Genomic DNA, 14,209 nt, shown 5'->3' with positions numbered 1-14,209 from the left:
CGAACATCGGTGGTGTTGCGGTTCGGACGTCGGCCGCGGCCGGATCTGCGGTCGAAGTCGGAGCTGCGGTCGGGGCCGGATCGTCGACGTCTAATTGATGAAATCGGCGACGACTGACACGTCGTACCGTCCGACGTTTCATAAGCGGTGCGCGGGAACGCTGCGTATGGAACGGGTCACGCACCACGGGCGGGACACCGCCTACCGGCTCTCCGACCGCGGTGGCAGCGGGCCGATCGTCTGTTTCGTCCACGGGAGCGGCGGAAGCAAGGACGTCTGGAAGGCGCAGGCGCGCGTGAGCGACCGATTTCCAGCCGTTGCGCTCGACTTGTCGGGGCACGGCGACAGCGACGACGTCGACGCAGCGGCCGGCCCGGAGGCGCGCGGCGCGTACGCGGACGACGTGGTCGCTGTCGCGGAGGCGACGGGCGCGACCGTCCTCTGTGGCAGTTCGCTCGGCGGGGCCGTCGCGCTGTGGGTCGCGCTCGAACGCGACCTCGCGCTCGACGGGCTCGTTCTCGTCGGCACCGGCGCGAAGCTCGCGGTCGCCGAAGATCTGCTCGACGCGCTCGCGACCGACTTCGAACGAGCGATAGCGCTCCTACACGAACCCGACCGGTTGTTCCACGACGCGCCGGCGGAATACACCGAGCTGTCACGCGCGGGCATGCGCGACTGCGGTCGCGCCGTCACCGAGCGCGACTTCCGCACCTGCCACGCGTTCGATGTTCGCGACCGACTCGACGAGGTCGCGGTCCCGTCGCTCGCCGCGGTCGGGGGGTACGACGGACTCACCCCGCCGTGGTACCACGACTACCTCGCGGAGCGTATCGACCGCTGCGAACGCGAGACGATCGAGGACGCCGCCCACCTCGCGATGCTCGAACGCCCCGCGGCGTTCAACGCTGCGCTTTCGACGTTTCTCGGCCGCCTCCCGGACAACTCGTAGATGCGCGAGGCCGCGACCGCGACGGCTCTCGGAGGAATGCGACGGCGAAAATTGCTGCGTACCGGGCAAAACCGCTACGGGCGGACGAGAACGCCCGCGCGGGACGCGCGTTCGGTATTAACGAGCGCGCTTCGAGTCTCGAAGGCCGCCTAGACTGAACTCGGTGCGGTACCGCTCGACGGTCGGGGATGGGTGATTATGGGTCTCGATGTCGTCGGTACTCACCTCGTGATGCGTGTTACCACCTAACAATACATAAATCGTTCGCCGATCCGCCGCCCGGACCGGCGTCTCGCGGAGTGCGACGTTCCGTCGGTACGCTTTCCACGATTCGATGCGATCGGTGGGATATGGCCAGGGACAGTCCGGAACCGTCCGACGACGCGACCGACTCGCCCGGTGACGCGACCGACTCGCCCGGTGACGCGACCGACTCGCCCGGTGACGCGACCGACTCGCCCGGTGACGCGACCGGCCCGCCCGGCGGTTCGGGAGATCTCGCGCGCGACCCCGCGGATCCGGACATCAACGACCTGCTCGCGAAGCTCGACGCCCTGAGCGACACCGTCGACGAGGGTCACGAGCGGGAGAAGGTCCGCCAGACGATATCGCTCGTCGAGCGAATGCCCGGGAGCGCAGCGTTCACGACCCGGATCACCAAGTACACCTCTCGGGACATGGCCGAGGCGTTCGTCGGGGCGGTCCTCTTCGCGCTCCCGCTGCTCGTGGAGGGCGGCGTCTTCGAAATCGCGGCGTGGTTCGCCGCGACGACCGTCGCCGGGGCCCCAGTCCTGCTCGTGGCGCACGTCGGGTTCGTACTCACCATGACCGCCGGACTGCTCTACTTCGCCGACTTCCGGCAGATCGAGGTCAAACACCCGATTTTCGGGCTCATCCCGCGCCGGTACGCGGGTATCCTGCTCGTTTCCCTGTTCACGACCGTCTTCATGCTGCTTCTCTGGGGACGGCTCCACGAAGGAGATCCGACGACGATCGAGCGGATCGGTAGGGTGACCGTCGTCTGGGCGGCTGCCGCGTTCGGGGCGGGGTTGGGCGATATCCTTCCGGGCGAATCACAGGGGGAGGATCTCGGCGAGTTCGACCTCGATTTCGACCGCGGCGAGCGGAACCGAGAGGACTGACCTCCTCGGCGATATCCGTCCTTTCCACACCTTTTTCGCCGCGGCGACCGTACGTTTGCCCATGTCAGCGTTACGCGACGCGCTCCGGGACCTCCCGGACGCGGTGTTTGCGGACCTGCTCGAATCCGACGACGGATACGTGCTCGTCGTTGACCTCCCGGGCGCGACCGCGGAGACGACCGAGGTCCTGGCGGAGAACGGTCGGATCGTCATCGAGGGCCGCCGCGAGAAGGACGTTCCTGAGGGGTTCCGGTACGTCCGCGAGGACCGGCCGCTGTTCCTCGACGCCGAGTTGCCCCTTCCCTCCGACGCCGACGGGAGCGGTGCCGACGCCGAAATGGATCGCGGCGTCCTCGAAGTGACGATCCCCAAACGGACCGGCGACGCCTCCCGCACCATCCCGATCGACGAGGCCGACGGGGGCGACTCCAACGGGACGGACGGATCCGACGACGAGCGGGGCGGTGTCGACAGCGAGATGGACGGCAACGGCAACGAGAACGACGCCTGACGGGTGGTGACGCTGGTCATCCTTCGCGCCTACTGGCGGTTCGTCGTCGTTATGCGGCGGTTCTCGCCGCTTATCGTCGCCTACTGGCGGGATCGAAAGCGGTACCTCCTGTTCGGCGGGAGCCGCGAAATCGACGCGGAGACCCAGCGCGAGCGCGCCGCGATCCTCCTCGATATCCTGCTCACGCTAGGCCCGACGTTCATCAAGCTCGGCCAGCTCCTCTCGACGCGACCCGACGTTCTCCCGCCCGCATACATCGAGGTGTTGGAGGGGCTCCAAGACGACGTTCCTCCGGCCCCGTGGGCGGAGTCGAAGGTCGTGCTGGAGGACGAACTCGGTCCCGTCGACGAGACGTTCGACGACTTCGATCGGGAGTCGATAAGCGGAGCGAGCCTCGGACAGGTGTACACCGCGCGGTACGAGGGCGAGCCGGTCGCCGTGAAGGTGCGCCGCCCCGGGATCGAGTCGCTGGTCGAGGCCGATCTCCGGACGATCCGGTGGTCGATTCCGCTCGTCAAGCGATTCATCGGAAGCGGACGGGCGTTCTCGCTGGAGAACCTCGCCGACGAGTTCGCGACGACGATCCGCGAGGAGATGGACTACGACCGCGAGCGGGAAATGCTCGAAGAGATCCGCGCTAACTTCGCGGACGAGGAGCGGATACGGATTCCGACCACATACGAGGCCGTCTCGGGTCCTCGCGTACTCACGATGGAGTACATCCCCGGAACGAAGATCAGCGACATCGACGAGCTCGACGCGGCGGGATTCGATCGGAACGACATCGCGGAGACGCTCCAGGAGGTGTACCTCCAGATGATCATCGAAGACGGCGTGTTCCACGCCGATCCGCATCCGGGGAACCTCGCGGTCGACGACGACGGTGCCGTGATCTTCTACGACTTCGGAATGGCCGGGCGGGTGGACCCGTTCGTCCAAGAGAAGATCGTCGACTTCTACGTCGCGGTCGCGCGCCAGGACATCGACGCGATATTAGACACCCTGATCGCGATGGGGACGCTCTCGCCGGAGGCCGACCGCGATGTGATGGGTAACGTGATGGAGCTGGCCATCGCAGACGCCAGCGGCGAGGACATCGAGCAGTACCAGGTGAACCAGATAATCGAGCAGGTGGAATCTACGATCTACGAGTTCCCGCTCCGGCTCCCCCCGAACCTCGCGCTCGTGTTGCGGGTCGCGACGGTCGTCGAAGGGGTCTGCGTCACCCTCGACCCTGAGTTCGACTTCATTTCGACCGCGACGGAGTACCTCAAAGAGGAGGGGTACTACGAGCGAACCGCGCGCAACCTCGCCGAGGATGCCGGGAAACAGGCCCAGCAGACCGCCGAGGCGCTGTTCACGGTCCCGCCGAAGGCGGACGACTTCCTCGATCGGGCGAACCGGGGAGATCTCCACGTCGACGTCACGATCGAGGACGACTCGAACGTCCTCGACAAGCTCGCGATGCGTATCGCCTACTCGGTGCTGCTCGCGGTCGGCGTGCTCTCGGCGACGATCCTCTACTCGTTCGCCCAGTCGTGGCGGCTCGCCGCGGTCGTACTCCTGCTTTCGGCTCCCCTCGCCGTCGCGCTCTACCGCTCGTTCCGGAAGAAGCAGGGGATCCGCGCGACGCCGCAGTTCACCAGACAGGGAATGAAGAAGCGTCGAGAGAAGTGACTCCGTCTCGACTGCACAGGTCCCGTATCGTCCCAGGTTGGTGAAACTCCCCGTGGAGTACACGTCCAAATATCCTTGTAGCCGATACGGAAGTAGCGGTGAAACATTGCGGGAGTAAGTGTGTCATCCCGTTGGAGTGGCCGTTTATAAGTGCTCGAATGTGGTTGCTGGCGGCTGTTTATATATCGTTGTTGGCACGGTGACTCGTTGTGTTTCAGGTGTTGATAGCTTATAAGTGGTTGACTGCGCGGTGAACCTCTTCAAAGCCCCAGCCGCGAGGCGGACGCACGCTCGCTGCGCTCCTCGCTCAGTCGCTACGCTCGTTCGCTGCGGTGCTTACGTCGCCTGCGCCCGCCTCGCGGCTGCCCCTTTGAATCCCACCCCGCACCGCACAGCCCCGCACCTCACGCCTCCCCAGCCTCGCGGCTCACTCCGTTCGCCGCGTCCCTCGCACGGTCGTTCGCGGGCCTTCGGCCCGCTCACGGCGTGCGCCACCGCCTCGATCAGTTATAAGCAATCGTCGCTGCCGCGTTTTCTCTTTTACATACCACGTTGCCGGCGGCGGTCTGCACTACTCACTCCCGCAATCGATCAAAAGCGGTTGTCAATAAACGGGCCGAATGCCGGGTTCCAACGATTCTATCGACCGATTTTATGAATATCCCAGTCTCAAGCCGTAACCACTTGGATCGGAACGAGGAGGAAACAGAGCGCCCCGAGCGCGAACGTCGCAATTCCGACGGCGAGACGGGGCCAGCCCAGTCGCTCCTCGTCGTCAGGGTTCGCCGGACCGTTGAAGGCGATGATGAGCGAGAAGACGCCCCAGAATGCCCACAGCCCGACCGACTCGTCGATCCCAAGCCCGCGCCAGAAGTAGAGATACGCGGCGACGGAAAACAGCGCCCCGGGGACGAGCGCCGCGACGGTCTCCTGTCGCGGGCCCAGCATCGCGCGGACCATGTGGCCCCCGTCGAGTTGGCCCACCGGCAGGAGGTTCAGGAGCGTGAAGAACATCCCGACCCAGCCGCCGATGACGACCGGATGCGCCGAGAGGCTCGGATCCTCGTACGCCGTCGGCTGGCCGATCAGGTCGGCGATGAGCGCCAACAGGGGCGGGTTGTTGAATCGGATCATCGTGCCGGACGCGTTCGCGATCTCCGCCGGGACGCGGATCGGGTCGAGCGAGAGACCGACGACGGTGACGACGACGGTCGCCACGAGCCCCGCAAGCGGTCCGGCGACGCCGACGTCGAACAGGGCCTTTCGCGAGGGCATCCGACCGCGCATCCGGATGACGGCCCCGAGGGTGCCGAACGGGAACACGAACGGGATGACATACGGGAGCGACACGTCGACGCCGTGGTACTTCCCGGCGACGTAGTGGCCGAGTTCGTGGGTCATCAGCACGCCGAGCACGGCAGCCGTGAACGGCCACGCTCGCAGCATCGTCAGGGGGTTCGCGGCGATTTCCTCCCACCCGACGTAGTACCAGCCGTATGCGCCGACGAACAGCGTCGACAGGACCGTCGCCGCGAACAGGGCGACGTTGATCCACGGGACCCCGTCCCGGCCGCGGTCGAACGGCGTCGCCACGACGACGTGACGCCCCTCGGCCACTTCGAAATCGACGTCGTACCCTGCCTCGCGAAACGGTGGAACCAGCTTTCGCAACAGCGTCCGCTCCGGAATGTAGGACTCGCCGACGTATCGGACGCGCCCGTCCTCGCGACGGACCTCGTCTGTCCGGAAGAACGTCCTGAGCGGCTCGGGACGCGGAGCGTCGACCGCCTCCGACGGCTCCGCGTCCTCCTGTTCTGGCATCGTCCGTGGTAACTGGTCGGCGAGTATAAACCCCGCGTCGGACGACGGCCGCTCCGCGATCGGACCGGGGAACAGCCGCGGCAGCGATGCCGCCACCAGGGGATCAAGCGGGGGAATTGCGGTCGCGGGAGGGAGTGATGGAGAGGCAGTGCGAGGACGCGCAAGAGCGCGCTGTTCACGTCTCGTCGGGGTGAAGCCGGTGCGGTGCGGGGGTCAGACCGGCTCGATGCGCCAGGTCGTCGCGCCCGTGTACGACCATTTCTCGACGGTGAGCTCCGTGGCCGAATCGCGGAGCTTCAGCATCAGTGCGCCGATTTCCTTCGGCGAGAGGTCGACGTCCTCGGCGATGAACTTCCCCTTGAAGTACATCTCACCGTCCTCGGCGCGGTCGAGCAGGTATCGCTTCAGTCGCTCTTCCTTGCAGAGGCCGTCGGTCGGCGTCGCGTTCGTGGAGGGGTTCGCAGTCGCGCTCATGGTACACTCCACGCTTGTAACCGAACGGTGTTATAAAGGGGAGACCGTTGGACGGTGTTCAGCGGCTTTCACGGTTTTTCATGCACCACCGGGAACTAAAAGGTGTCAGACGAACCTTTCACAACGGTTTTAGATCTCTCGAGACGTTTTATAGCCGCCTCTAATACACTTTTCAAGGATGCATTGTTCGGCCGCATCCGACTGCTCGTGCCCGACGTGAACGCGAGATTCCCAGCAATATTATCCTGTTTCTCCCGGAGTGGACCCCTCTCCGCAGTCGAACTGCGGACGGGCGCGTTGGCTCACGATCGAGACCGGGTCAGTTTCAGCGCGGACCGTTCCCGAACATTCGGCCTGTGTCGGAGCGACCCGAGCGGCCCCGTATCTATCTTGGATCGGCTCCGTATCTATCCCGGGCCAACTCCGTATCTATCCCCGAGGCAGTCCGTCATTCCCGACGGTGGATCCAGAACTCCTCGGACTCCGTGGTCTCCTTTTTAAATATCGGTACCTCGTCTTTGAGGCGATCGATGCCGTCCTCGACGGTCCGGAACGCCTCCCTCCGGTGGCCTGCGAGAACGACGACGAACACGATGTCCTCGGCCGCCTCGATCACGCCGGTCCGGTGGTGCATCCTGACGTCGAACACGCCGTCGCGCTCGGTCAGCTCCGCGGCGATGGCGTCCATCCGCTCCGCGGCGACACCCTCGTACGTTTCGAAGGCGAGGTGGGTCGTCCGATCGTCCTCGGGGGCGTCCCGCGCTCGGACGCGTCCCGTGAACGTCGCGATAGCGCCCGCACGGTCGGCGTCCGCTGACGCCTCCACCCGCCGCACGAGCGTCTCCCGCGTGACCCACGGCTCCGCGTCGTCGAGGGACGCAACGATCCGATCGAGATCGGCCGCGTCGGGAGACTCCGCGGTCGCGATCGCCGTTCCCGGAACGTCCGTCGGGTCGAGATCGGTACCGAGCAGAATCACCGGAACCCGCAGGCGGGACTCGTCGACAGCGACGAGGTAGTCGTGATCGGGCGCGAGTCCGTCGAGAAGGTCGTCAAACCCGTCGACGGTCCCGCCTCCCGTCCACGATCCGTCCGCGGCGAGGGCCAACTCGGTGTCGACGGCGGCCGTCGCGGATGGGGGCGCGTCGGATCGTCCCTCGGTCGCGTCGGATCGTCTCTCGATCTCGACGCTCCCGTCGGCGTGCCCGACGAGGGCGACCCTCCCGTCGAGTCGTTCGGCGAGGGCGACCGCGAGGTCGGCCGATCCCGGACCGACGATCGATATCGGTTGCATACCCGAGGGCAGGGTGCGAGCGGCTTAGGCGTTTCCCGCCCTAACGACCCGCCGACGAGTCGTTTGGATCCCCGGCGAGATGTGCACGGCCAGCGTCCAGGCTTGATAATCCTTAAGACCGCGACAGGGGTATTCCACGGTAATGAGAGTCGTCGTTTCTATCGGCGGGAGCGTGCTCGCGCCGGATCTCGATCCAGATCGGGTGGCCGCGTACGCCGGGGCGATCGAACGGCTGGTCGACGCCGGCTGCGAGGTGGGCATCGTCGTCGGCGGGGGCGGCGTCGCGCGCGAGTACATCGAGACGGCGCGCAGTCTCGGTGCCAACGAGGTCGAACTCGACCGGCTCGGGATCGGGACGACCCGGCTCAACGCCCGGCTGCTGATCGCCGCGCTCGGCGAGCGAGCGAACGTCTCGCCGGCGACGGAGTACGACGAGGCCACGGCCGCCCTCCGTCGCGGCGAGGTGTCTGTGATGGGCGGGATCACCCCCGGTCAGACGACCGATGCCGTCGCCGCCGCGTTCGCCGAATCCGTCGACGCCGGTCTGCTCGTCTACGCGACGAGCGCCGACGGCGTGTACGACGCCGACCCCAACGTCGACGACGACGCGACCCAGTTCGGGTCGATGTCGCCGGCGGAGCTCGTCGATATCGTCCTCCCAATGAGCCGGGACGCGGGTGCCTCCGCTCCGGTCGATCTGCTCGCGGCGAAGCTCGTCGACCGCGCGGGCATCCGCTCCATCGTCCTCGACGGCACCGATCCGGGCGTCGTCGTCGACGCGGTGCTGCGCGGCGACCACTCCGGGACCGACGTGGTTCCGACGGGAGCGGACGAACCCGACGACTGGGCGGAGGCCGCGGAGGACGCATGACCGGTGACGTCGCGCACGATGACTCTCCGCACATCCTCTCGGAACAGTCCGGGTCCGCACATCTTCCGTCCGGGCGGGCGGACGGCGCGGCCGGAGCCGACGACGAGGGCAACGGGGAGGGCGCAACCGGAGACGACGAGGGCAACAGGGAGGGGTTCCGGGCCTTCTGGGCCGACGTCGTCGCGGACGAGATCGAGGCGCGCGACCCCGACGAGCCGATCGTGATCAAGGGCGGCGTCTCTCCCTCCGGGGTCGCACACCTCGGCAATTTCAACGAGATCATGCGCGGCTACTTCGTCGCCGAAGTGCTCCGCGAGCGCGGCCACGAGGTTCGGCAGGTGTTCACCTCCGACGACAGGGACCCGCTCCGCAAGCTCCCCCGGAAACTGGCGAACGCCGACGGCGAGATCGTCGGACTGGGCGAGGTCGACGCGGGCGCGCTCGGCCGAAACCTCGGGAAGCCGTACACGTCGATCCCGGACCCGTTCGGCGAGCGCGAGTCGTACGCCGCCCACTTCGCCGACCTCCTCAAGGCCGACGCCGATCGACTTGGGATTCCGGTCGAGATGGTGTCGAACACGGATCTGTACGCCGAGGGAGCCTTCGACGACGTGACGCGAACCGTCCTCGCCGACCTCGACGGCGTTCGCGAGATCCTCTCGCAGTACCAGGAAAAGGTCGACGACGAGTACGTCCCCTTCAACCCGATCTGCGCGGAGTGCGGCAAGGTGACGGAGACCGTGACGGCGATCGACGTCGCCGCCGAGACCGTCGAGTACGTCTGCACCGATATGGACGTCGGCGACGAGACGATCGAGGGGTGCGGCCACGAGGGGACCGCAACGTTCCGCGAGGGGAAGCTCCCGTGGCGACTGGAGTGGCCCGGCCAGTGGGACGTGCTCGGCGTCGACTTCGAGCCGTTCGGAAAGGACCACGCCGAGGGGTCGTGGCCCTCCGGCATCGACGTGGCCCGCAACGTCCTCGGGATCGAGCCGCCGGTGCCGATGGTGTACGAGTGGTTCACCCTCAACGGCGAGCCGCTCTCCTCCTCGGCCGGAAACATCGTCACCGTGCCCGAGCTGCTGAACTTGCTCGAACCCGAGGTCCTCCGGTACTTCTTCGCGCTCCACCCGAAGAAGGCCCGCGACCTCGACATCGAGCGGCTCGACCAGCTCGTCGATCGGTTCGATCGATTCGAGCGCGCCTACTTCGGCGAGGTCGACGACGAGGATCTGACGGCCTTCGCTGAGCGCGCGTACCCGTTCGTCGTCGGTCGCACGGACAACCCCCCGACCGAGAGGCCGGTTCGGCTTCCCTACACGTTCGCGGCCGTCCTCGGGATGGTCGACGATTCGGACTTCCGCGAGCGACTCGCCCGCGACGAGGGGCACATCCCGGCGGACGCCTCCGACGAGACCGTCGAGGCCGCGCTCGCCCGAGTCGAGAAGGCGCGAAACTGGGCCGAGCGCACCGAAAACGAGTACGACTACCGGCTCCAGACGGCGCTGCCCGACGTCGACTTCGACGAGGACGTCGCTGCCGCGCTCGACGATCTCGCCGACTTCGTCGCCGCGGGCCACGGCGGCGAGGCGATACAGGCCGAGATGTACGAGACGGCGCGAGCGCACGACGTCGAGGTCGGTGACTTCTTTTCGGCCGGCTACCGGCTCTTCTTCGACGACACGCAGGGGCCGCGGCTCGGTGAGTTCCTCGGCGAACTGGAGCGCGACTACGTCGTGGCGCGGCTCCGCCAGGAGGCGTAGATGCCCGAGGACCGCTCGCTCGACGAGTTCGCGGGAGCGAACGCGGGCGATCCAGACGGCGGCGGCCGCGATGGCGACGGAGTCGAAGACGACGGTTCCGGAGGGATCGAAGACGGTAACGAGATCGACGGATGCGATGAGAGCGGCGAGAGCGCCGGAACGGTTGCTTCGGATCCGGCGATCGCGACGTCGACGTGGACGGAGGACGGTGCCGACTGCGAGCGCTGTGACGAGACGGTCGCTCGCCGCTGGCTCGACGACGGGGCGTTCGTCTGTACCGACTGCAAGGAGTGGTGATCAGTAATTCGCGTCAAAGCTTAATACGTCGCGAGTGAGTCGTTACTTACACCGCAGTTTGAGTGAGCTTTAGTGATAGTCAAATGAAAATTGACGCTGATCTCGTCTTCGATCGATCTCCGCGAGGGGTCGCGGCCGTCTATCTCTGTTTCGGGGTGCTGTTCGTGCTAGCGGTCGATCTCGTGGTCGCGTCCGTCGGCGGCTCGATCGCGTCGTGGACGCCGGCACGGCTCGTCGACGGATGGACGTTCGTCGGCGTCTCGTCGCTGTTTCTCTACGGCGCGATGCGCTATCATCGAGACCGGGCAGAGCGCGCTCGACGGGACCTTGAGACGTCGAACCAACAGCTGCAGGTGTTGAGTCGCGTGTTCCGTCACAACGTTCGGAACGATCTGAACGTCATTCAGGGGTACACGGACCTGCTCGCCGACCGGATCGAAGACGACGAACGGAGTCGAGCGTGTTTGGAGACGATCCGAGAGACCACCGACGACGTCGTCGCGATCAGCGAGAAGCTCCGAATCATCGAGGACGCGTCGCCCGACTCCCCGGCCGGCCGAGTGGACCTCGTCGACGCGGTCCGCGAGGCCGCCGAACACGTCGACGACCCGGCCGTGACGGTCACGCTCGAAGCGCCGGCGGCGGCGTGGATCAGCGCCGATAGCTCCGTCGAGTACCCCATCCGCGAGGTGTTCGAGAACGCGGTCACCCACAACGACGAGTCGGGGTGTCGGGTGGACGCACGCATCGAAGCGGACGACGCGACGACCAGCCTGACGGTCAGCGACAACGGTCCCGGAATTCCGGCCGACGAGCGCGCGGTGCTGCGGGCCGAAGAGGAGACGCCGCTCTCGCACGCGAGCAGCATCGGCCTCTGGCTCGTCAAGTGGATGTGTGAGACGCAGGGTGGGACCGTCGGGTTCGAAACGTCCGACGACGGGACGACCGTCCGGCTCCGGTTCGAGTCAGCGGACGCACCCGTACCGCGAGAATCGGGGACGGAAGCGAATGACCGTTAGTCGAGTTCAGTGATCGTCACCGCGTACACCGCGCCGCAGTTCCCACATTCGACGTGGACACCGCGGCTCGTCTGCCCGCGCGTGAACTCGGAAATCTCCTCCGAACACGAGCATTCGAACTGAACTCTCATTATCGTCGATACGGCGTTCTCATATTTAAAAGAATCCGTCCCGAAATCGGTCGTGAGAACTGCCAGACGAACCGGGGAAGAGGCGATCGAAGCGACTCAGTCGTCGACGATAACTTCGACGGGGCCGTCGTCGGTCGCGTCGCCGTCGTCGCCCGCGTCGCTCCCGTCCACAGCGCCGGATTGCGACTGCTGGTAGTAGAGCCCGCCGGCGACAGCGAGCACGATCCACGACCGCCAGTTGGCGAGATTCAGGGTGTAGCCGATGCCGAACGGCTTCTCGACGAGCATCCCCTTTCCGGGCTGCCAGTACGACGAGACGAGCCGACCGAGGCTCGGTCGGTCGAAGTTGTACGGGATACCGAGTATCTCTCCCGAGGACGGTTTGTCTGCCATACTGGTACGTCGCTCGCCGGACATATAAATCGTGGCGCAACCGCTCGCGTCGCACCTGCGGCGGCGATACAACTCGCCGCAACCCGTCGCCCGGTGGTCCGCCGTCTCCTGGCGATTCTCAGCGAAATCGCCGCGTACCGGGCGAATTTTAACGATACCGCCCGCGCGCCGCGACGTCACGGAGACGGTCGAGAACGGCGGTGTCGCCGACGGCGGCGTACCCCGTCTCGAACGACTCGATCAACGGATCCGGATCTGTCGCCGTCGCCCGCACCGACCCCTCGAACACGTGTAGGTCCATCGCGTGATCCTCGACGTGGCCGGAGTGATAGCCGAGCCCGAAGTCGATGAGTGCGGTCCTGTCGGCGGCGGTCGAAGTATCTCCGGTCGCGTCGGCGATTCGAGCGTTCCGCGTCGTCGGGTCGCCGTGGACGATCCCGGCCCCGTGGAGCCGCGCGAGGTGTCGCCCGACAGCGTCGGTCCACGCCTCGCCGCCGTCGAGAGCGGCGGCGAGATCGCGGTCGCCGACGAACTGGAGCGTCAGCGTCGCGTTCGGCACGTCCACGTCGTACACCAGCGGGGTCGGAACGCCCGCGCGCCGCGCCTCGCTCGTCAAGCGGGCCTCCGAGACGGTCCGGTCTCGCCTGATCGACCGATCCAGTTCCGGGTGCCGGTACGGCTTCGGGACCCGGCGCTTGCGGACGCGGGCGGTGGCGTCACACCGATCGGTGGCGGCCCCGGCGTCGGACCCGACCGCCGCGATTTCCACGGTCGCCTCCGCGCCGCGCCGGTCCGTGTCCCCGTCACCGCACGCATCCTCGTCACCCCGCCCGCGGGCGACCGGTACGTCACCCGCCCTCCACGTCACGGGCACCTGATCGGGTCGGAAGTTCGGATCGACGGCCGACTCGGGAACGGGCATCGTCTCTCCCGCCCGCGCCATCTTCGCCCCCAACACTGCGATCATCCCCGCGTTGTCGCCGAGAAACCGCGGCTCGGGGGAGTGGAAGTCGGCTCCGCGTGCCGCGCACATCGTCGTCAGCATCCCGCGGAGCCGGTCGTTCTGCGCGACACCGCCTCCGAGGACGAGCTCGTCCGCGCCGGTCAGCGAGAGCGCCCGCTCTGAAACCTCCGTCAGCATCGCGAACACGTGCTCCTGAAGGGAGAAACAGATCGCTTCGACCGGCACCCCGTCGTCGTACGCGTCGTTGGCGGCGGAGCTGATCCCCGAAAACGAGAAGTCCATCCCCTTGACGACGTACGGGAGATCGAGGAGATCCTCCGGATCGCCGTTTTCCTCGGCGTACCGCCGTGCCGCGGTCTCCACCTTCGGCCCGCCGGGGTGGTCCCAGCCGACGTGACGGGTGAACTTGTCGATCGCGTTACCGACGCCCGCGTCCATCGTCTCGCCGAGCACTCGGTAGCGACCGTCGTGGTAGGCGAGCAGGTGCGCGTTCGCGCCGGAGGCGTTCAAACACACCGGGTTCTCCAACCCGGAGCGGTGCCGGCCGATCTCCAGGTGCGCGACCATGTGGTTGACTCCGACGAGCGGAACGTCGAGCGCCCCCGCGAGCGAGCGAGCCGCCGTGCCGACGGTGCGAAGACAGGGGCCGAGACCGGGTCCGCGAGAGAACGCGACCGCGTCGATGGCGTCGGGGCCGTACTCGGCCTCGGCGGCGGTCAAGACCGCATCGACGACTTCGGGGATCGCCTCCGACATGTGCTCTGCGGCCTCGCGAGGATGAATACCGCCGCTATCCGGCTCGTACGGATCAGATTCGATGAGAACGGAATCGGCCTCGGCGTCGTACAGCGCGGCACTCGCACACCACGCGGTCCCCTCGATGCCGAGAACGCGCATTCGGCG

14 protein-coding genes are annotated in these 14,209 nt (G+C 66.7%); 8 read left to right on the top strand and 6 right to left on the bottom strand.

The features are described from left to right. Positions 1–166 precede the first annotated feature (166 nt). The 4 genes from ACFQEY_RS08300 to ACFQEY_RS08285 all read left to right on the top strand — a co-directional run bounded on the left by ACFQEY_RS08300 (position 167) and on the right by ACFQEY_RS08285 (position 4,279). Positions 167–949, top strand: a complete 783-nt coding sequence (locus ACFQEY_RS08300; protein WP_379767058.1) for an alpha/beta fold hydrolase — start codon at positions 167–169, stop codon at positions 947–949. 350 nt (positions 950–1,299) lie between these two features. After that, a complete protein-coding gene (locus ACFQEY_RS08295; protein ID WP_379767055.1) occupies positions 1,300–2,091 on the top strand; it encodes a DUF2391 domain-containing protein in 792 nt (263 codons plus the stop codon). A gap of 61 nt (positions 2,092–2,152) precedes the next feature. Next, positions 2,153–2,602 (top strand): Hsp20/alpha crystallin family protein, encoded by a 450-nt coding sequence (locus tag ACFQEY_RS08290; RefSeq protein ID WP_379767052.1) that lies wholly within the window; start codon positions 2,153–2,155, stop codon positions 2,600–2,602. A 3-nt stretch (positions 2,603–2,605) separates the two neighbouring features. Beyond that, a complete protein-coding gene (locus tag ACFQEY_RS08285) occupies positions 2,606–4,279 on the top strand; it encodes an AarF/UbiB family protein (protein WP_379767049.1) in 1,674 nt (557 codons plus the stop codon). 669 nt (positions 4,280–4,948) lie between these two features. Here ACFQEY_RS08285 and ACFQEY_RS08280 read toward each other — a convergent pair. The 3 genes from ACFQEY_RS08280 to ACFQEY_RS08270 form a co-directional block, all read right to left on the bottom strand. Continuing rightward, positions 4,949–6,100 (bottom strand): site-2 protease family protein, encoded by a 1,152-nt coding sequence (locus ACFQEY_RS08280; protein WP_379767045.1) that lies wholly within the window; start codon positions 6,098–6,100, stop codon positions 4,949–4,951. A gap of 213 nt (positions 6,101–6,313) precedes the next feature. Further along, positions 6,314–6,574: a DUF7123 family protein gene (locus ACFQEY_RS08275; protein WP_379767042.1), complete on the bottom strand. Its 261-nt coding sequence runs from the start codon at positions 6,572–6,574 to the stop codon at positions 6,314–6,316. 448 nt (positions 6,575–7,022) lie between these two features. Continuing rightward, the gene (locus ACFQEY_RS08270) at positions 7,023–7,868 is read right to left on the bottom strand and encodes a molybdopterin synthase (RefSeq protein WP_379767040.1); all 846 of its coding nucleotides are present in this window, start codon (positions 7,866–7,868) and stop codon (positions 7,023–7,025) included. Between the two features lie 142 nt (positions 7,869–8,010). On the opposite strand from ACFQEY_RS08270, the gene pyrH reads away from it, so the two are divergent. From pyrH to ACFQEY_RS08250, 4 genes are all read left to right on the top strand, one after another. Continuing rightward, the gene (pyrH, locus tag ACFQEY_RS08265) at positions 8,011–8,739 is read left to right on the top strand and encodes a UMP kinase (RefSeq protein ID WP_379767037.1); all 729 of its coding nucleotides are present in this window, start codon (positions 8,011–8,013) and stop codon (positions 8,737–8,739) included. After that, the gene (gene lysS / locus ACFQEY_RS08260; protein ID WP_379767034.1) at positions 8,736–10,502 is read left to right on the top strand and encodes a lysine--tRNA ligase; all 1,767 of its coding nucleotides are present in this window, start codon (positions 8,736–8,738) and stop codon (positions 10,500–10,502) included. The genes pyrH and lysS overlap by 4 nt, the downstream gene beginning before the upstream one ends. Continuing rightward, positions 10,503–10,799, top strand: a complete 297-nt coding sequence (locus tag ACFQEY_RS08255) for a DUF7573 domain-containing protein (protein WP_379767031.1) — start codon at positions 10,503–10,505, stop codon at positions 10,797–10,799. It abuts the gene before it with no gap. 83 nt (positions 10,800–10,882) lie between these two features. Then, positions 10,883–11,818 carry a sensor histidine kinase gene (locus ACFQEY_RS08250; protein ID WP_379767028.1) on the top strand — a complete coding sequence of 312 codons (936 nt, stop codon included), beginning with the start codon at positions 10,883–10,885 and terminating at the stop codon, positions 11,816–11,818. Here the strand turns inward: ACFQEY_RS08250 and ACFQEY_RS08245 are convergent. From ACFQEY_RS08245 to ACFQEY_RS08235, 3 genes are all read right to left on the bottom strand, one after another. After that, the gene (locus ACFQEY_RS08245; protein WP_277752399.1) at positions 11,815–11,949 is read right to left on the bottom strand and encodes a hypothetical protein; all 135 of its coding nucleotides are present in this window, start codon (positions 11,947–11,949) and stop codon (positions 11,815–11,817) included. The two genes, ACFQEY_RS08250 and ACFQEY_RS08245, sit on opposite strands and share 4 nt — an antisense overlap. Before the next feature lie 96 nt (positions 11,950–12,045). Further along, on the bottom strand, positions 12,046–12,342 hold the full coding sequence (locus ACFQEY_RS08240; protein ID WP_379767025.1) for a DUF5808 domain-containing protein: 297 nt from the start codon (positions 12,340–12,342) through the stop codon (positions 12,046–12,048). Positions 12,343–12,490: 148 nt separating this feature from the next. Then, positions 12,491–14,203, bottom strand: coding sequence for a bifunctional N(6)-L-threonylcarbamoyladenine synthase/serine/threonine protein kinase (locus tag ACFQEY_RS08235; RefSeq protein WP_379767022.1), 1,713 nt, complete (start codon positions 14,201–14,203; stop codon positions 12,491–12,493). Between the last annotated feature and the right edge of the window lie 6 nt (positions 14,204–14,209).

Origin of the sequence: Halorubrum trueperi (assembly GCF_042662525.1) — an archaeon.
In the GTDB taxonomy this organism is placed as follows: domain Archaea; phylum Halobacteriota; class Halobacteria; order Halobacteriales; family Haloferacaceae; genus Halorubrum; species Halorubrum trueperi.
This window is presented reverse-complemented; position numbering and strand designations above follow the sequence as displayed.